The 17880-nt window shown below is 53.4% G+C and carries 21 protein-coding genes and 2 tRNA genes; 9 read left to right on the top strand and 14 right to left on the bottom strand.

From position 1 onward, the window contains the following. The first annotated feature begins 57 nt into the window (after nt 1-57). A complete protein-coding gene (gene mdoC / locus AA74_RS0118580; protein ID WP_008500838.1) occupies nt 58-1197 on the top strand; it encodes a glucans biosynthesis protein MdoC in 1140 nt (379 codons plus the stop codon). A gap of 34 nt (nt 1198-1231) precedes the next feature. On the opposite strand, the gene ymdB is transcribed toward mdoC, so the two are convergent. The 5 genes from ymdB to csgB form a co-directional block, all read right to left on the bottom strand. Continuing rightward, a complete protein-coding gene (gene ymdB, locus AA74_RS0118575; RefSeq protein WP_023327094.1) occupies nt 1232-1774 on the bottom strand; it encodes an O-acetyl-ADP-ribose deacetylase in 543 nt (180 codons plus the stop codon). A 105-nt stretch (nt 1775-1879) separates the two neighbouring features. Next, on the bottom strand, nt 1880-2200 hold the full coding sequence (locus tag AA74_RS0118570) for a type 1 fimbrial protein (protein WP_025912994.1): 321 nt from the start codon (nt 2198-2200) through the stop codon (nt 1880-1882). Between the two features lie 160 nt (nt 2201-2360). Continuing rightward, nucleotides 2361-2693 carry a curli assembly chaperone CsgC gene (gene csgC / locus AA74_RS0118565; RefSeq protein WP_023343744.1) on the bottom strand — a complete coding sequence of 111 codons (333 nt, stop codon included), beginning with the start codon at nt 2691-2693 and terminating at the stop codon, nt 2361-2363. A 61-nt stretch (nt 2694-2754) separates the two neighbouring features. Further along, nucleotides 2755-3207, bottom strand: a complete 453-nt coding sequence (csgA, locus tag AA74_RS0118560) for a curli major subunit CsgA (protein WP_008500842.1) — start codon at nt 3205-3207, stop codon at nt 2755-2757. Nucleotides 3208-3248: 41 nt separating this feature from the next. Beyond that, a complete protein-coding gene (csgB, locus tag AA74_RS0118555) occupies nt 3249-3704 on the bottom strand; it encodes a curli minor subunit CsgB (protein ID WP_008500843.1) in 456 nt (151 codons plus the stop codon). A gap of 763 nt (nt 3705-4467) precedes the next feature. Between csgB and csgD the strand changes: the two genes are divergently transcribed. Genes csgD through csgG form a run of 4 tightly spaced genes read left to right on the top strand, consistent with a single transcriptional unit; the run spans nt 4468 to nt 6809 of the window. Continuing rightward, nucleotides 4468-5118 carry a biofilm master transcriptional regulator CsgD gene (gene csgD, locus AA74_RS0118550; RefSeq protein ID WP_025912993.1) on the top strand — a complete coding sequence of 217 codons (651 nt, stop codon included), beginning with the start codon at nt 4468-4470 and terminating at the stop codon, nt 5116-5118. 4 nt (nt 5119-5122) lie between these two features. Continuing rightward, entirely contained in the window at nt 5123-5512 is a 390-nt protein-coding gene (gene csgE, locus AA74_RS0118545; protein ID WP_021240791.1) for a curli production assembly/transport protein CsgE, read from the top strand. A gap of 23 nt (nt 5513-5535) precedes the next feature. Beyond that, nucleotides 5536-5949, top strand: coding sequence for a curli production assembly/transport protein CsgF (gene csgF, locus AA74_RS0118540; protein ID WP_008500846.1), 414 nt, complete (start codon nt 5536-5538; stop codon nt 5947-5949). A 26-nt stretch (nt 5950-5975) separates the two neighbouring features. Further along, nucleotides 5976-6809 carry a curli production assembly/transport protein CsgG gene (gene csgG / locus AA74_RS0118535; RefSeq protein ID WP_008500847.1) on the top strand — a complete coding sequence of 278 codons (834 nt, stop codon included), beginning with the start codon at nt 5976-5978 and terminating at the stop codon, nt 6807-6809. 43 nt (nt 6810-6852) lie between these two features. Here the strand turns inward: csgG and AA74_RS0118530 are convergent, their stop codons facing one another. The 4 genes from AA74_RS0118530 to ghrA form a co-directional block, all read right to left on the bottom strand. Then, nucleotides 6853-7335 carry a DUF1097 domain-containing protein gene (locus AA74_RS0118530; RefSeq protein WP_072203727.1) on the bottom strand — a complete coding sequence of 161 codons (483 nt, stop codon included), beginning with the start codon at nt 7333-7335 and terminating at the stop codon, nt 6853-6855. A gap of 96 nt (nt 7336-7431) precedes the next feature. Beyond that, on the bottom strand, nt 7432-7986 hold the full coding sequence (locus AA74_RS0118525) for a molecular chaperone (RefSeq protein WP_021240794.1): 555 nt from the start codon (nt 7984-7986) through the stop codon (nt 7432-7434). Nucleotides 7987-8007: 21 nt separating this feature from the next. Then, the gene (locus AA74_RS0118520) at nt 8008-8745 is read right to left on the bottom strand and encodes a phosphatase (protein WP_008500850.1); all 738 of its coding nucleotides are present in this window, start codon (nt 8743-8745) and stop codon (nt 8008-8010) included. Nucleotides 8746-8829: 84 nt separating this feature from the next. After that, nucleotides 8830-9768 carry a glyoxylate/hydroxypyruvate reductase GhrA gene (gene ghrA / locus AA74_RS0118515; protein WP_021240795.1) on the bottom strand — a complete coding sequence of 313 codons (939 nt, stop codon included), beginning with the start codon at nt 9766-9768 and terminating at the stop codon, nt 8830-8832. A 232-nt stretch (nt 9769-10000) separates the two neighbouring features. Between ghrA and AA74_RS0118510 the strand changes: the two genes are divergently transcribed. Continuing rightward, nucleotides 10001-10088: transfer RNA gene (locus AA74_RS0118510), tRNA-Ser, on the top strand. Between the two features lie 134 nt (nt 10089-10222). Here AA74_RS0118510 and AA74_RS0118505 read toward each other — a convergent pair. Beyond that, nucleotides 10223-11128, bottom strand: coding sequence for a LysR family transcriptional regulator (locus AA74_RS0118505; protein ID WP_025912992.1), 906 nt, complete (start codon nt 11126-11128; stop codon nt 10223-10225). Between the two features lie 109 nt (nt 11129-11237). On the opposite strand from AA74_RS0118505, the gene AA74_RS0118500 reads away from it, so the two are divergent. From AA74_RS0118500 to AA74_RS0118490, 3 genes are all read left to right on the top strand, one after another. Beyond that, a complete protein-coding gene (locus tag AA74_RS0118500) occupies nt 11238-12098 on the top strand; it encodes a pirin family protein (protein WP_025912991.1) in 861 nt (286 codons plus the stop codon). Between the two features lie 20 nt (nt 12099-12118). Beyond that, nucleotides 12119-12796 carry an isochorismatase family protein gene (locus tag AA74_RS0118495; protein WP_008503510.1) on the top strand — a complete coding sequence of 226 codons (678 nt, stop codon included), beginning with the start codon at nt 12119-12121 and terminating at the stop codon, nt 12794-12796. A gap of 147 nt (nt 12797-12943) precedes the next feature. Next, nucleotides 12944-13031 (top strand) — tRNA-Ser (locus AA74_RS0118490). A gap of 221 nt (nt 13032-13252) precedes the next feature. Here AA74_RS0118490 and phoH read toward each other — a convergent pair. The 4 genes from phoH to efeU all read right to left on the bottom strand — a co-directional run bounded on the left by phoH (nt 13253) and on the right by efeU (nt 17832). Beyond that, nucleotides 13253-14041 carry a phosphate starvation-inducible protein PhoH gene (gene phoH, locus AA74_RS0118485; RefSeq protein ID WP_008503509.1) on the bottom strand — a complete coding sequence of 263 codons (789 nt, stop codon included), beginning with the start codon at nt 14039-14041 and terminating at the stop codon, nt 13253-13255. Between the two features lie 500 nt (nt 14042-14541). After that, a complete protein-coding gene (gene efeB / locus AA74_RS0118480; protein WP_008503508.1) occupies nt 14542-15825 on the bottom strand; it encodes an iron uptake transporter deferrochelatase/peroxidase subunit in 1284 nt (427 codons plus the stop codon). A gap of 5 nt (nt 15826-15830) precedes the next feature. Then, a complete protein-coding gene (efeO, locus tag AA74_RS0118475; protein WP_025912990.1) occupies nt 15831-16958 on the bottom strand; it encodes an iron uptake system protein EfeO in 1128 nt (375 codons plus the stop codon). 40 nt (nt 16959-16998) lie between these two features. Next, nucleotides 16999-17832, bottom strand: coding sequence for an iron uptake transporter permease EfeU (gene efeU, locus AA74_RS0118470; RefSeq protein ID WP_008503506.1), 834 nt, complete (start codon nt 17830-17832; stop codon nt 16999-17001). Nucleotides 17833-17880 lie beyond the last annotated feature (48 nt).

Genomic DNA, 17880 nt, shown 5'->3' with positions numbered 1-17880 from the left:
TGTAACCATTATGAGTCTTAGGGATAAGACGAAAAGTCTGAGAATGCACAACGTTATATGAGCACAACACCAACAGAACGTGAATATTTCCTCGACTCGATCCGGGCATGGCTGATGCTATTGGGGATCCCTTTTCACATATCACTGATTTACTCCAGCCACACCTGGCATGTGAATAGCCAGATGCCCTCCTGGTGGCTGACGCTGTTTAATGACTTTATTCACGCCTTCCGTATGCAGGTGTTTTTTGTCATCTCCGGCTATTTCTCTTACATGCTGTTTCTGCGATACCCGCTTAAACGCTGGTGGAAGGTGCGCGTCGAGCGCGTGGGGATCCCCATGCTGACCGCGATTCCGCTACTGACGCTGCCTCAGTTCATTATGCTGCAGTACGTCAAAGGCAAAGCGGAAAACTGGCCGAATCTGTCGCTGTATGAAAAGTACAATACGCTGGTCTGGGAGCTGGTGTCTCACCTGTGGTTCCTGCTGGTCCTTGTGGTGCTCACTACGGTGAGCCTGTTCATTTTCAGCCGCCTGCGTCACCACCTGAGTTCGAGAGCTGACGCCTTTTTCGCCACCGTTACGCTGGGCAAACTGTCGGTGCTCTTCTTGCTGTTGGGTATCGCTTACGCCGCGGTGAGACGCATCCTGTTTATCGTCTATCCACCGATACTGAGCGACGGCCTGTTTAATTTTGTGGTGATGCAGTCCCTTTTCTACATTCCGTTCTTTTTAATCGGCGCGCTGGCGTTTATTTACCCGAAGCTGAAAGCGCTGTTTACTACCCCGTCACCGTGGTGTGCTGTGGGTGCGGCCATCGCGTTCGCGGCCTATCTGCTGAACCAGCGCTACGGGAGCGGTGACGCCTGGATGTACGAAACGGAAAGCGTGATCACCATGCTGCTGGGTTTATGGATGGTGAACGTAGTATTCGCGCTCGGCCACCGCCTGCTGAACTTTAAGTCCAGCCGCGTGACCTACTTCGTGAATGCGTCGCTGTTTATTTATCTGGTGCATCACCCGCTCACGCTCTTCTTCGGGGCTTACATCACCCCGCATATCGCCTCTAACACGCTGGGTTTCTTTACCGGTCTGGTGTTTGTCGTGGGGATTGCGATCGTGCTCTATGAAATCCACCTGCGGATCCCGCTTCTGCGTTTCCTCTTCTCAGGAAAACCTCAGGTAAAAGCCTCATAAACAACCGCGGCGCACTCAGTGCGCCGCGTTTGCTTCAGGTCTCCAGTTCCTGCCCGCGCTGGGTCAGCAACCGTTGATAAAGGTGGGTGGTTTCTTCATCGAAACAGACAAAGATAACTTTCTCAGGCATCGGCTTTAGCGACAGATAGCGGTAAACGGTGTCGACGGCGATCGTAGCGGCAGCCGCCTTAGGATAGCCATACACCCCGGTACTGATGGCCGGGAATGCCATTGTTTTATAGCCGTTGTCGGCAGCCAGCCGCAGACAGTTCCGGTAAGCCTCTTCCAGAATACTCGCCTCGTGCCGATCGCCACCGTGCCAGACAGGCCCTACGGCGTGGATCACCGCTTTGGCAGGCAGATCGCCCGCAAGCGTAATGACCGCATGGCCGGGAGGACATTCGCCCTGCTGTTGCCGTACGGTTTTGCAGGCTTCCAGCAGCTGCGGTCCTGCAGCCCGGTGGATAGCCCCGTCCACACCGCCTCCCCCCATCAGGGAGGGATTGGCCGCATTGACGATGACGTCGACGTGCATGGTCGTAATATCACCATGAATAACTTCAATTTGCGGTTTCATAAAGCCCCTCTGCAACCCGCCTTTTTATTAAGTGTATCGCAGGGCTGCCCGGGAGAAAAAACTATCAGAAAAAATCCTCTTCCGCACAAAGCGGAAGAGAGAACGCTATCGATACTGGATTTCGACAACCGCGAGCGTTTTTTCAGGGTTAAGGTATTTCATGCGGAGCGACACCAGATCTGAATCGGACACTTTGCCATTAAGCGCCTCTTCATAACTGACCATGCGCGTTTGCATACGATTATTATCCGGACAGGACATAGCAAACTGTCTCTGCTGCGGCGTAACGTCACAGGGGTCTGCAACAATGGCACCGCGAAAATGAATAACGCCACCGTTCACAATGGTAGCCGAATAAACCGGGAGGCTAAAAACAGAAACAATCAGGCCCAGACCCGTCACGAGTCGAGCGAAAGAGTGGTTCATTATCGGTACTCCTCAATGAAAATCGTCCTTGAGGGGTAAACGCACTTCATTATGACAAACGAAGTCTCACGTTAAGGAACATAATGACCTGATCCCTGATATCAGCATAGCTCAACGGCACAGACCCGCCACATTCGCAACACATTGATTTCATGAATGATTAAAGCGAACGTTCCGCTGGCGACCACTGCTGTGATAAATGAAGCGATTTACCGTCTGAAACGGTGACAACGATTTTTACCGTGTCTCCCGCATTAATATTTAAACTCAGGCGCATTAAATCAATCGTCTGATTAGCGGGTATAAAAAGGGTATTTTGCTGTCGGGACGAACTTTGTCCCCCCTGCCCTTCCCGAACGGAAACAATCTGAACCTGACAATCACACGGCTGCGCCAGGGTGACCTGAGGAATAATGGTGGTCATATTTTCCTGCTGCGACGTTTTGAAAGTTATCTGGCTGGAAAGCGCGGCAAGAAGAATTAAGGTATTCATGATGAACTCCCGAAAAAAAACAGGGCATCAGCCCTGTTTTTTTGTAGCACAGATTTCAGTATCAGTACTGATGAGCTGTCGCGTGGTTACCAAAGCCAATCTGGGTAACGTTGACAGTAGAGTTAGAGGCAGTCTGGTCGACGAGGGCGCCGTTAAAGCCGCCGGACTGGCTAACGTTCATAACAGATTTTTTGCTGTTCCACTGATCCAGTGTTGCACTGTTGCCAAATCCTTTCTGGGTCAGGTTGATTTTACTGTCATCAGAACCCTGACCAACGTCAGCGCCGTTACCGCCACCTTTCTGGGTAATATTCAGCACGGAATTTCTGGCGTCTGTCTGCAGAGCAACCGCGGAGTTACCGCCACCGTCCTGATAAATATTCAGGGTTGAATTTGGGCCACTGTATCCGCCATGACCATGCCCATGACCCCAGCCGCCCTGATTAATAGAACCCGCCATAGCACTACCAGAAACTACGATTGCTGCAAGCGCTGCCACTTTGAGAAATTTCATGGTAAACCCCCATCGGATTGATTAAAATCGTCGCGAATGCGCTAATGTTGAATAACGTTAATCGCCATTTGCGACTGTTTCTGCACTACAACTGCGGTTTTCTGCGTACCGTACTGCGTAATATTTGCTCTATTACCCGACCCTTTCTGGATAATTTTCGCGCTATTACCGTATCCCTCTTGCGTAATACCTGCATCATTCGCGGTACCGCTCTGATCGATCCAGGCTATATTGTAACTCCCTGATTGATCAACTCTTGCTCTGTTGCCCGCCCCATCCTGTGAAACAATGGACAAGAGTTTTGAACCTTCCTGGCGAACCTGAGCGTCATTAAAAACACCCTGTTGACCAATAATGGCTGCCTGATTGAGTGATGAAAGACTTAATTCGTTAACCGCAAAATTATATTCAGCATTGGCTAAATCTGAATTCGCTGCGGTTACAAATCCAGGCGCACCCAGTAATGTAAACACCATAAATAACGATGTGTATTTCATGTTGTCACCCTGGACCTGGTTATTTAATCACGCCATAACCTATAACCGTGTTACTTGTAAAAACGATGCATATTGTGTTAACGCGTCGTTACGGTGAAGAGTATGTCCGCTGAAACATTTTAAATATCTCACCCGCGCGGCTTATTTTTATTTTTCGGATCACCACAAAGTCGTAATTTACGACAAAAATCACTTTCCTCAGGCCAGCTTATATTTTTTATTTCCCCTGTCCAACAATCAGGTTGTACAACGAGGCGAAGGCTGTCCACGCGTCTTCTCGCGTTGTTTAAACGTAACGGCAGAAGGACACTTTTTCACAGTCGTGACACGAAGCCCGTTTTCTTAAGCCAGACAACCGCGCATTTATGGGCTTAGAAATAATCTGTACCTCATACTGTTTTATCGTTCGCATAAAATAATAAATATATATAATAATCAATGAGATACAAATATTTGTATGATTTTTAAAAACTGTGCATCTCTATTTAGATGTACAACTTTCTCATCATTTATCGCCATTCATCACAAGTGATTTTCACAAATTAATATTGATTTTTACATTCGGTTACATGTTTAACACTTGCTTTAAACTTCGTAAAAGCTAGATTGAAATTAGATGTACGAAATTGGTTTTATATTTACCTCCCCGTTGAGGTTATGGTCTGATTCTACACACAGCAGTGCAACATCTGTCAGTACTTCTGGTGTCCTCTATTAAACAGGAGGACAGCTGCCAGGTGCCAAAAAAAAGTGGGGTTTCATCATGTATAATGAAGTCCATAGTTTACATGGTCATACATTACTGTTGATCACAAAACCTTCTTTGCAAGCGACAGCGTTATTACAACATTTAAAGCAATGTTTATCACTGAACGGGAAATTGCATAATATTCAACGTTCTTTTGATGATATTGCACCTGGCAGCATCATTCTGTTCGATATGATGGAAGCTGATAAAAAGCTCATCCATTACTGGCAAGATATTTTAAGCAGGAAAAACAATAATATCTGCGTGCTATTATTGAATACGCCTGATGAATATCCTTTCAGGGATATTGAAAGCTGGCCGCATATCAATGGCGTGTTCTACGTCACGGAAGAAGAAGACCGGGTAGTTGAGGGTCTGCAAGGCATATTGCGCGGAGAGTGTTATTTTTCGCAAAAGCTGGCCAGCTACCTCATCACGCACTCCGGAAATTATCGCTATAACAGCTCAGAGTCAGCACTGCTCACGCACCGTGAGAAAGAGATCCTGAATAAGTTACGCATTGGTGCTTCAAATATTGAAATCGCCCGTTCGTTATTTATCAGCGAAAATACGGTAAAGACTCACCTTTATAATCTTTTCAAGAAGATAGCTGTAAAAAACCGAACTCAGGCGGTTTCGTGGGCAAACGATAACCTCAGGCGTTAATCACATGAAGCGCACGTTGAGTTGGATCGCCGCAGCGAGTTTCCTGCTCGCTGCCGGGAATCTGAAGGCCGTCGAGGTCGAAGTTCCCGGATTGTTAACAGACCACACTGTCTCATCGGTCGGGCACAGTTTTTATCGAGCCTTCAGTGACAAATGGGACAGTACTTATACCGGAAATATAACAATCAACGAGCGGCCCAGTGCACGATGGGGAAGTTGGATAACAATAACGACCAATCAGTACGTTATTTATCAAACGTTTTTATTCCCCACTAAAATGGACTTCGATAAAAACGTAGCCCTGGCACTGGCCCAATCAGAAGACGCTATTAATCGCCTGCAAATAGATAAAGCCCTATTAAGCACCAGCGATTTAGCTAAAGACGAGTTCTAGCGAACCGATATGCGGAGGCTGTCATGCGTATTGCATATGCAGTTGTTTCGATAATGCTAATAACACCTATAAGCTGGGCCGGAAATATGACGTTTCAGTTCCGTAACCCTAACTTTGGCGGTAACCCTAACAACGGCGCCTTTCTGCTGAATGAAGCGCAGGCGCAAAACTCCTATAAGGACCCAAGCTTAAAGGATTTTAGCGTTGATACCCCATCCGCACTGGACAACTTCACTCAGGCTATCCAGTCGCAGATTTTAGGCGGGTTACTGACCAACATTAATACCGGCAAACCCGGCCGGATGGTGACCAACGATTTTATCGTTGATATCGCCAACACCGATGGACAGCTTCAGCTGAACGTGACCGATCGTAAAACCGGAAGGATCTCCACTATTCAGGTTTCCGGTCTACAAAGTAATTCAACTGACTTTTAAACAATAGCTAAATAAGGACAACGATCATGCAGCGCTTCCTGATATTTGTTGCAGTGTGCTTATTGAGCGGTTGTTTAACTGCTCCACCTAAAGAAGCTGCAAAACCAACATTAATGCCTCGGGCCCAGAGTTATCGTGATTTAACGCATTTACCTGCTCCAACGGGGAAAATATTTGTCTCCGTATACAACATTCAGGATGAAACCGGGCAATTTAAGCCTTACCCGGCAAGTAACTTCTCCACGGCCGTGCCGCAAAGCGCCACCGCGATGCTGGTTACCGCGCTCAAGGATTCGCGCTGGTTTATTCCGCTGGAACGTCAGGGTCTTCAGAACCTGTTGAATGAACGGAAAATCATTCGTGCCGCACAGGAGAATGGTACCGTCGCGGCCAATAACCGCACGCCTCTGGAATCTCTGGCGGCAGCGAACGTGATGATTGAAGGATCGATTATTGGTTACGAAAGTAACGTTAAATCGGGTGGTGCGGGCGCGCGGTACTTCGGTATCGGTGCGGATACCCAGTACCAGCTCGACCAAATCGCCGTTAACCTGCGTGTGGTCAACGTCAGTACAGGCGAAGTGCTCTCTTCGGTGAACACCAGCAAAACCATCCTGTCTTATGAAGTGCAGGCAGGGGTATTCCGCTTCATCGATTACCAGCGTTTGCTGGAGGGTGAAATTGGCTACACCTCTAACGAGCCGGTCATGATGTGTCTGATGTCGGCCATTGAAACCGGCGTGATCTTCTTAATCAACGACGGTATTGACCGCGGGCTGTGGGATCTGCAAAACAAAGCAGACGTGCAGAACCCGATACTGGTGAAATACCGCGATATGTCAGTCCCTCCGGAATCCTGACAGGAAGCGCATAAAAAAGGCGAGATGATTATCTCGCCTTTTTTTATTCGCTCACCGCCGTGATGTCTTGCGCTTTTTCCCGCCGCGACGCCAGCCAAAGACCGCTGTTTTTCATGGCATAGCCAAACAGCAATCCCAGCGCCAGAGAAGGAACGACCAGCTTCCAGTCACCCTGCCCTGCAAAGGTCGCGCACGCCCCGATAAAGGTGCCCGGCACAAACGAAAGCAGGAGATGCTTAGCCTGAATACACATCAGGAAGGCAACAACGCCCGTCATGATGTACCCCAGCATCTCCAGATGCGGCGCCAGCGCGCTGCCTTTCATGATCACCAGCGCCCAGATAACCCCGCTCATGAGCGTGCAGCCTGAGATAAAGAGCCCTTTGACGCCCCCCTGCGGGCAGGCGAAATAGGCCGTACAGCCAAGGAATCCAGCCCAGCTGAGCAATCCGAGAGACACGGCCACCCATCCCCAGAGCCCGGAGAGAATGCCCGTTGTTATTGCGATACAAAGTAATATGTTCATGGCGCGCATCTTAGCAGAAGCGCACCATAGAAATGCGATCAGAAGCACATTATGTGCAAATTGAAATGCGGCGTTGCAGGATTTATGTGATCTAAGTCACTCTTCGTTCTCTTCTTCCAGCTCATCCCACATCGCCGCAATTGCGTCGCGGGTCAGCGGTGCCAGCGTTCTCCAGAATGGCGAGGCGGCGTGGGCTTCGACTTTCCCAAGGAATGTTCCGACCCACGGCAGCAGGTACGTTTCGAAAAGCGTTTCGATAGCTTCGTTCTCATCATCCCCGGCGTTATCTTCAATCCAGGAAGCGGCCAGCAGCAGCGTACCGATATGGTCCGCAGGCGTATCGCTCAGCGGCATACCGCGCGTGGAGAGGAAAGCACGGACTTCCGCTTCCGTCGCCCCTTCCTGCCAGGCAGAACGGTATGGCGAAACGCGGCACTCATCGCCGACGAACAGCGCATTGTAATCGGTCGCAATCTGCTGCATGTCGCAGCTTTTTTGCAGACGCGCCAGTAAATCATCCTGTTCCAGCGGCCAGTTCTCCGCCAGCTTACCTTCACGAATTAACGTAAAGAGCGGAACCAACAGCGGGTCTTGCGGCTGGCGATAATAGAGCGTACCCAGCACGCGGCAAAGGATGGAAAACTCGTTCATTTTTATTATTCCATTACACAATTAAAGATCGGCAAATTCGGCAATCGGCTCCATGCCGCGCGATTCGAGGAAATCGAGCATGCGGCGCGGAGTCACGTTCAGGATTTGCGCTTCCGGGAAGTTAACGTCATTGAGCACTTTCAGGCACTCGCTGAAATCACCCAGCGTAAAGGCGGTATGGGAATCCGAACCCAACGCCACCATGCCGCCCGCATCGCGTACGGCGGCGGCCACTTCGCGGCAGTTGGCTTCACTGCCCTTGCGCGAGTGAACAAAGGAGGAGTTGTTAATCTCCAGCGCCACGCGGTGCTTCGCTGCCGCCTGCGCGACAGCCTGAATATCAATCGGGTACTTCGGGTTGCCGGGGTGGCTGATAATGTGCACATTGCCGCTGGCAATGGTGGCAATCATCGCCGCGGTGTTGGTCTCTTTATCCTGAGGTGCAAAAACCGGCTCGTGGAAACCGGCGAGGATAAGATCCAGAGACGTCAGCATCGGCCCGGTGCAGTCGATCTCACCGTCGGTATTTTTGATATTCGCCTCGATGCCGCGCAGTATCCCAATGCCGTCCACCAGACGTGGCCAGATCCGCATATTCACAAAATGCCAGTAGTGCGGCGCATCCGCCATGTCCGGACCATGATCGGTGATCGCGAACAGCTTAATGCCTTTCAGCTTCGCCTGGGCGATATAATCATGGAGGTTGCTATACGCGTGGGTACTGGCGACGGTGTGCATATGCAGGTCAACGGGATACATCTCTCTCTCCTCTGCGGTTTTTCCAAAGGATAGCAGTTATCAGCGGCGAATATTAGCAAAAACCCGGCGAACGCCGGGTTTCTCTCAGTAGCCGCGCTGTCTGTCAACCTGGCCGGTGACCGCGTTACCCTTCTCCATTTCGCTGATGGTATGGGATATGTACGCCACCGCTTCTGCCGGACGCGTCACGGCGGCCACGTGCGGGGTCATCGCCACGCGCGGATGTGCCCACAGCGGGCTTTCCACAGGCAGCGGCTCACGGCTATAGACATCCAGCATGGCGCCTTTTAGCTTTCCGCTGTCCAGCGCCTTCAGCAGATCGGGCTCGACCAGATGCACCCCGCGCGCCAGGTTCATCAGGTAGCTCTGATCGGCTAACTGGTTGAGCAAGGTTTCATTGATGATCCCTACCGTTTCCGCCGTGTTGGGCAGCAGGTTGATCAGCACGCGCGTGCCGTTCAGAAAGGCCGGAAGCTCATCCGTGCCGGCAAAGCTCTCTACGCCCGGATAGTCCTTACGGCTGCGGCTCCAGCAGCGCAGCGGGAAGCCCCACGGAGCGAGAGCTTCAGCCACTTTTGAGCCCAGCACGCCCGCACCGAGGATGCCGATGGTAAAGTCTTCGCGACGGTAATCCGGCAGCGGCTCCCAGTGGGCCTGCTGTTTAAAGGCCTGATAGTCATCAAAACGGCGGAACCAGTGCAGCACCTGGCTGACGGCATATTCCTGCATCTGCTGGCCCATGCCGGTATCTTCCAGGCGGAACAGGGGAATCGCTTCCGGCAGCATGTCAGGGTGCGCCTTCAGCTTGCTCAGAATGGAATCCACGCCCGCCCCCAGGGCAAAAACGGCCTTCAGCTTACGGCCCTGGAGCATTTCTACCGGCGGATGCCAGACCAGCGCATAGTCAGCATGTTCGTTATCTCCACGCTTCCACTCGCGAACGCGTGCGCCGGGTAAAGCTGCCGTGAGCGCCTCGATCCAGTAGGCCGTATCAAACGTGGGGTGATAGAAAAGTATATCCATAGTCATTCCTGCCTTTTATTGCGCTGATTTATTTTGCTTTTTAACGAGGTTGTCAGCATAACAAATTTATTGCGCGGCTGTGTTGCTGATAAAAAAGACGCTTTCAGCACAATTAAGAATCATGTTGCCTGAAGTTTGTCTAAACGCGCTAAATTACTGAAAAAGTGAGTTGACGGCAGTTCGGCTTTTCCTTACATTAGCGCCCGTCCCGTCAACAACGGGATGACAATATGGTGAGGTGTCCGAGTGGCTGAAGGAGCACGCCTGGAAAGTGTGTATACGGCAACGTATCGGGGGTTCGAATCCCCCCCTCACCGCCATATTTAAAGAAGAGCTCGCATGAAAATGCGGGCTTTTTTTTCGCATATTGCACGCATGCAGGGGGAATTCGAACCTTGAAACTCCCTGCGCTCTTTATGTCGGGTGGCGCTGCGCTTACCCGACCTACAAAAAGCTACTCCTCCACCATCTTCGCATACTCTTCAGTCAGAAAATCCACCAGCGTCCTGACCGACGGCAGCATGCCGCGCCGCGAAGGATAAACCGCGTGAATCACTTCCCGTCGGGGTTCCCACGCGTCCAGCACCCGTACCAGTTCCCCTGACGCAAGCTGATCCTTCACCATCAATATCGGCAACTGTACAACGCCCACGCCCGCCATCGCTGCTTCCCGCAATGCCAGCATGTCGGTGGTAATAAAGCGCGGTGCGTAGTGGATCTCCGCTTTCGCCCCTTCTGGACCACTGAGCTCCCATTTATGCACCTGTTTACCGGCCCCCATACTTAATCCAGGCCATTCACTGAGCTCGGAAGGCATTCGCGGTTTACCCATACGTTCAATCAACTGCGGACTTGCCACCAGGCAATGCCCCCTGTCAGCCAGCACCCTTAACACCAGATCGCTGTCATCAAACGGACGCGGACGCACGCGGATAGCCACATCAATACCTTCGCCAACAAGATCGACCCGACGATTGGTGGCCTCAAGCTGGAGATTAATCCCGGGGTAGCGCGCCATAAACCTCGCCAGCATCGGTCCCACGTGGACGTGCAGTAACGTGACGGGACAGGTGATCCTGACGACGCCGCGCGGCTCAGCCTGCAGCGCAGCAACGGCCTCCTCTGCCGCTTCTGCTTCTATCAGCATTGCCTTACAGTGCTGATAGAAAGTGTGCCCCACTTCCGTCACCGTAAACTGCCGCGTCGTGCGCTGTATCAACCGTACGCCAAGCCGCTCCTCCAGCTGCGCGATCCTGCGGCTCAGTTTGGACTTGGGTTGGTCAAGCGCCCTTCCCGCCGCCGCAAACCCCCCGTACTCCACTACCTTCACAAACCAGACGAAGTCATTGAGATCCTGCATAAATCCTCATCGTTCTATTTTCAGAACAGTGAATGCCATTTTCACTATCTACCGGGATATTAACCCTGAATATAAGCTAATTACATCAACAGAACATCAGGAGTTAATCATGAAAAACATCACTGGCGTTTATACCGCTCCTCGTCAGCACTGGGTGGGCGACGGTTTCCCGGTCCGTTCAATGTTCTCCTATCAGACGCACGGCGAGCCGCTCAGCCCGTTCCTGCTGCTGGACTACGCGGGCCCATACACCTTTCCGGCAGACGGTGCGAAACGCGGCGTAGGCCAACACCCTCACCGGGGTTTTGAAACGGTCACTCTCGTCTATTCCGGTGAAGTGGAGCATCGCGACTCCACGGGGAAAGGCGGCGTCATTGGGCCCGGGGACGTGCAGTGGATGACCGCAGGCGCAGGCATTTTGCACGAGGAGTTCCACTCCAGCGCGTTCTCGCAAAAAGGCGGAGAACTCAAAATGATGCAGCTTTGGGTCAACCTGCCGGCGAAAGACAAGATGGCCGCACCGGGCTACCAGAGCATCACGAAAGCCGACATCCCGGTAGTGACGCTGCCTGACGACGGTGGAACGCTGCGGGTTATTGCCGGTCGCTACGACACGGTGACCGGCCCGGCGCACACCTTCTCGCCGCTCAACGTCTGGGACATCGCGCTGAACCAGGGAAGCCATTTGACGCTCGCTCAACCGGAAGGCTGGAGCACGGCGCTGGTCGTGCTTGAAGGCAGCATCACGGTAAACGGTACCGCTCAGGCGGGTGAAGCCCAACTGGTCGTGTTAAGTCAGGAAGGCGACAAACTGCACCTGGAAGCGAACAGCGATGCAAAAGTACTGCTGATGGCCGGCGAGCCGCTGAATGAACCGATCGTGGGCTACGGCCCGTTTGTGATGAACAGTAAAACCGAAATCAACGAAGCCATTCGTGATTTCAATTCCGGCCGCTTCGGCCAGCTCTGAACGTAATAAAGGAGAAGAACATGTCTACACCTGCGAACTTTAATGGAACCCGTCCGGTCATCGATGTGAACGATGCTGTGATGCTCCTTATCGATCACCAGAGCGGTCTGTTCCAGACCGTTGGTGATATGCCAATGCCGGAACTGCGTGCCCGTGCGGCAGCGCTGGCAAAAATCGCTACCCTGGCGAAGATCCCGGTGATCACCACCGCATCCGTCCCGCAAGGGCCGAACGGACCGCTTATCCCGGAGATCCACGCCAACGCGCCGCATGCGCAATATGTTGCCCGTAAAGGCGAGATCAACGCCTGGGATAACCCGGAATTCGTGGCGGCGGTAAAAGCCACCGGGCGTAAGACGTTGATCATTGCGGGTACCATTACCAGCGTCTGCATGGCCTTCCCGTCGATCAGCGCGGTTGCGGACGGATATAAGGTGTTTGCAGTGATTGATGCCTCCGGCACCTACAGCAAAATGGCGCAGGAGATCACGCTGGCGCGCGTTGTACAGGCCGGTGTGGTCCCGATGGATACGGCGGCGGTGGCCTCTGAGATCCAGCGTACCTGGAACCGTGAAGATGCGGCGGAGTGGGCGGAAGTGTACACCCACATCTTCCCGGCTTATCAGCTGCTGATCGAAAGCTACAGCAAAGCACAGGAAGTGGTTAAAAACAGCGAAGTGCTCGATTCACAGCGTTAATCCCCTGCTCCGCGGCGTAAAAACCGTGGAGCTGATTATTGCTTAACCGAACAGGCACTAAAGCTGAAAATCTGCTTGACCGTGTCAGCGCAACTCCCTATAGTAGCGCCCCGTTGCCCCCCACGCGGTCAGGCAGCAAAACAATATGGTGAGGTGTCCGAGTGGCTGAAGGAGCACGCCTGGAAAGTGTGTATACGGCAACGTATCGGGGGTTCGAATCCCCCCCTCACCGCCATATTCGAGATGAGAGCTCGTACGAAAGTACGGGCTTTTTTCTTTTATATTCTCCGAAAGGGGGGATTCGAACCTTGAAACTCCCTGCGCTCTTTATGCCTGGTGGCGCTGCGCTTACCAGGCCTACGGGTATTGTAGGTCGGGTAAGCGCAGCGCCACCCGACGACATGCCCGCACAAAAAACAAAGCCCGGTTTCCCGGGCCTTGAACGCAACTGCACACTCAGTAATACGCTTGCAGCGTGCGCTGGCAGAGCGCCGAGCGCACGCAGTCATCTTTGGTGAAGCGTACCACCCCAATCATCTCATCTTCCTCAAAACGCGACATGGCGTCGCTCAGTCCGGATTTCACGCCGGACGGCAGGTCACACTGGGTAATATCGCCGTTAACGATAACCGTCACGTTCTCCCCGAGGCGCGTTAAAAACATCTTCATTTGCGCAGCGGTCACGTTCTGAGCCTCGTCAAGAATGACGACCGCATTTTCAAATGTACGTCCGCGCATATAGGCGAACGGCGCGATTTCCACCTTGCCAATCTCTGGCCGCAGGCAGTACTGCATGAAGGATGCACCCAGCCGCTTCACCAGCACGTCATAGACGGGCCTGAAGTACGGGGCAAACTTCTCCGAAATGTCACCGGGCAAGAAGCCGAGATCTTCATCAGCCTGCAGTACCGGACGGGTAACAATGATTCTCTCCACGTCCTTATGGATCAGCGCTTCCGCCGCTTTGGCTGCACTGATCCAGGTTTTCCCGCATCCGGCTTCACCGGTTGCAAAGATGAGCTGTTTACTCTCGATAGCATTCAGGTAGTGCGCCTGAGCCTCATTGCGCGCCACAATTGGAGAATTATCACGGCTGTCACGGGCCATGCCAATTGCTTCTACGCCACTCATCTGCACAAGCGAGGTGACCGATTCTTCTTCACGCTGTTTATGGCTACGTGAATCCCGTCTCAGCACACGTTTTGCTTCGCGACGAGCTTTGATCACTGCTTTTTGTCTTCCCATGGATAGCACCTTGAGTTGTTGGTATTCATCACACGCGCCAGCGTCGGCACGATTATGCGCACGAACATCAGAGGGTTGGCTTCCTTGTAAGCCATTGCTTGCACTATCGGATGACGATACGGAACAGCTACGCGCACCGTTCTGCACGTCGGTCGAATCAGATTCTTGAGGGAGGGGGGAAAATTTAGTGGTGAGGAAATCGCTGCCGGAGTCTGAGCCTCCGCGCCGGGTGCTGCGGTTGTTATGTTTACCTTGTCCAGTACAGGACGCAACCATTCGCGATCTCCATAGTGATTCAGCATCACTGCCGGGAACTACCGCTGTCTTATCTTAAGTACATCAGGAGTTATCATAAATGCAACATTTATTTTACCTGAATGCAACTTTTAGGACTGTCCCTACAGTTGAAATCAGTCTCATATAGAAATATTACAGAAATATAACAGCAGGATAGTCATATGAAAAAATAATGTCCCCGCGAACGGTTGCGGGGACAATTATCAGGCTTCAATAAGACCCTGCGCGAGATACGCGTTGCTGTCGCGCACGCCTGGCAGGGCAAAGAAATAGCCGCCGCCGATAGGTTTAATGTACTCTTCCAGCGCTTCGCCGTTTAAGCGCTTCTGTACCGTCAGGAACCCCTTCTCGAGATCGTGCTGATAGCAGACGAACAGCAGCCCCATATCGAGCTGACCGGAATTGGTCACGCCGAGCGAATAGCTGTATCCCCGACGCATCATCAGACTGGACTGCGTCTCTTTGGTACGCGGATTGGCCAGACGAATATGGCTGTCCAGCGCAATCACGTCGCCATTCGGATCGCGGGCGTAGTCAGGCACATCATGCTCGTTCTTCATGCCGAGCGGTGCCCCGCTTTGCTTATCGCGACCGAAGATCGTCTGCTGCTCTTTGAGCGGCGTGCGGTCCCAGAACTCCACGTGGAACTGAATAATGCGCACCGCCTGATAGCTACCGCCCACCGCCCATGCCGGTTCGCCCTGATCGGCAGTGACCCACACCACCTCCTTCATGAGCGCACTATCATGGCTGTCCGGGTTGGCCGTGCCGTCCTTGAAGCCCAGCAGGTTCACCGGTGTCTCTTTCCCTTTGCTGCGGGCGGCGTGGTCAGAGATAAACCCTTCCCGCTTCCAGCGCACGCTCAGCAGATCCGGCGTGTGCTTAATGATGTCGCGCAGGGCGTGGATTACCGTGTCCTGCGTATTGGCGCAAATCTGCAGAAGCAGATCGCCGTGGCAGAGGGCGGCGTCCAGGGAATCATTCGGGAAGCGCGTCATTTTTTGCAGCGCCTTCGGCTTTTGTTTTGCCAGCCCGTAGCGCGCGTCAAACAGCGATTCTCCCAGCGAAACGGTTATGGTCAGGTTATCCGGGGCAATGAATGGCCCCAGAATGCCGGAGTCCATTGGCGGCAGACGCGGGTTCGGCGTATCGGGCGCCGGTCCACCGGCGGTCAGAAACGCGATGCGCGTCGTCAGCAGGCGGAACAGGCGTTCCAGATCGGCTTTATCGCTGGCCAGCGAATCAAATGCCACCAGCATCATCGACGCCTGCTGCGGCGTAAGAATGCCCGCCTGATGCTCGCCATAAAACGGCTGCGTCTCCATGCGGGCGTTGGGTGACAGCGTGCCGGGCGCGCTTTGCGGTTTCGCCGCGTGCGCCACCGGACACCCGCCAGCCAGAGCAAGCGCGCCCCCGAGCGCCCCTACCCCTTTTAACAGCCGACGACGGGAAGGCTCAGCCACGTCGTTCTCGTTATGCTTATTCATCGTGCTTAGTCCAGACCCAGTACGCCACGCAGCAGGGAGAGATCTTCCGCCAGGGCGGTAATCGGGCCTTTCAGCGCGTTACGGTCGGCATCGGTCAGCTTATCGTAGGTTTCAAAGCCGTCTTTGGTACGGTACTTCGCCAGAATGGTGTCGACCTTTTTGAAGTTGGCGTCCACTTTCGCCAGCAGTTCGCCGTTCTCTTTCTGCAGCTGAGGACGCAGCAGGTTAACAATTTTCTGCGCGCCGTCGACGTTTGCCTGGAAGTCCCACAGGTCGGTATGGCTGTAGCGATCTTCTTCGCCGCTGATTTTGCTCGCGGCCACTTCTTCAATCAGACCGGCCGCGCCGCCCACCACTTTAGACGGCGGGAAGGCCAGCTCGCTGATGCGCTTTTGCAGCTCCAGCACGTCGCTGTTCAGCTGCTCAGCGTATTTCTCCATCCCTTTGGTGGTGTTGTCGCCAAACAGGGCTTTCTCCAGACGGTGGAAACCGGTGAATTTCGGATCGGCGGCCTTCTGCTCGAAATCATCTTCACGGGCATCGATGCTGCCATCAAGGTCAGAGAACAGCTCGGCGATCGGCTCGATGCGCTCGTAGTGCTGACGGGTTGGCGCATAGAAGGATTTCGCTTTTTCGATATCCCCGGCCTTCACCGCATCGGTAAAGGCTTTGGTTGCCGTCGCCAGCTCCGCCGTCTCTTTCGTGACGTACGCCTTATACGCGGTAATTGCATCGCCCAGGCTCAGCACCGCCGCGCCTTTCGCCGCATCGGCCGTCGCTTCACCTTTGACGATGAGCTTCCCTTTCGGGTTGGTCAGTAGGCCGCAGGTCATCTCATACTCGCCCGGCTGCAGGTTGGCGGTCATCTTCTGGCTGAAGCCAGGGGCGATATTTTCACGCTCTTCCACCACCAGAACGCCTTTCAGGATCTCCCACTCCAGCGCCTTCTGGCTGTGGTTCTGAATAATAAACTGGGTTTTACCGCTGTTCACCGTGAGGGTCATCGGCTCACACTGCTTGTCGTTGACGGTGACCTTAACCTGTGGAACATCCGCGCCCCAGGCGGAGAATGCAGAAGCGAACAGCGCGGCAATGCCTGCGCGTAACGCACTACGACGGAACTGAATTGCCATGACTCTTCCCTTTAAAAGTATATTGTCACTAAATCAAAAATTACGGCGCAACGCGCGACGCCTGCGTGCCGGTACGCGGCGGCATGGCGAACAGCACCAGCGCCGGAACCAGATAAATGAAGTACATCGCCACCTCGCTGACGCTCGGCGTTTCCTGATAGCCGAAGATACCTTCGAGCAGGGTGCCGGTCAGAGAGTGCGTGGAGAGAACGTTGCTGAGGTCAAACGCCACGTCCTGGAAATGGTTCCACAGGCCCGCTTCATGGAAGGCGCGAATCGCCCCTGCCGCCAGCCCCGCCGCCACCAGCAGAATAAACAGGCTGGTCCACTTGAAGAACGCGCCCAGGTTCAGGCGGATACCGCCCCAGTACAGCAGGAAGCCGAGCACCACGGCCGTGGCGAGGCCCAGCACGGCCCCCAGCGGCGGCCAGATCCCCACATCCTGCTGAAACGCCGCCAGCAGGAAGAAAACAGACTCCAGCCCTTCACGCGCGACGGCGAAAAAGACCATCATAATGAGCGCCCAGCCGTGGTTGTTCCCCTTCTGCAGCGCGTTATCCACCGCCTGCTCCAGCTGCACCTTCACGTTACGCGAGACTTTACGCATCCAGAACACCATCCAGGTGAGGATCACCACCGCAATCACGGCGACGATACCTTCAAACAGCTCCTGCTCTTTCTGCGGGAACTCGCCGGTGGTTTCGTTAATGAGAATGCCCAGGCCCAGGCAGAGCGCCGCGGCAAGGAATACGCCGACCCACATGACGCCAATCCAGCGCCCGCGCTGGGTTCGCTTCAGATAACTGGCGATGAGGCTCACGATAAGGGCGGCTTCGAGCCCTTCACGTAACATAATGAGAAATGGAACAAACATGCCGACACCTTAAATGTTTATCGCGGTCAACTGATGCAAAGAAAGGTA

Source organism: Enterobacter sp. 5-4 (genome assembly GCF_000612205.1).
Lineage (GTDB): Bacteria > Pseudomonadota > Gammaproteobacteria > Enterobacterales > Enterobacteriaceae > Enterobacter > Enterobacter roggenkampii.
This window is presented reverse-complemented; position numbering and strand designations above follow the sequence as displayed.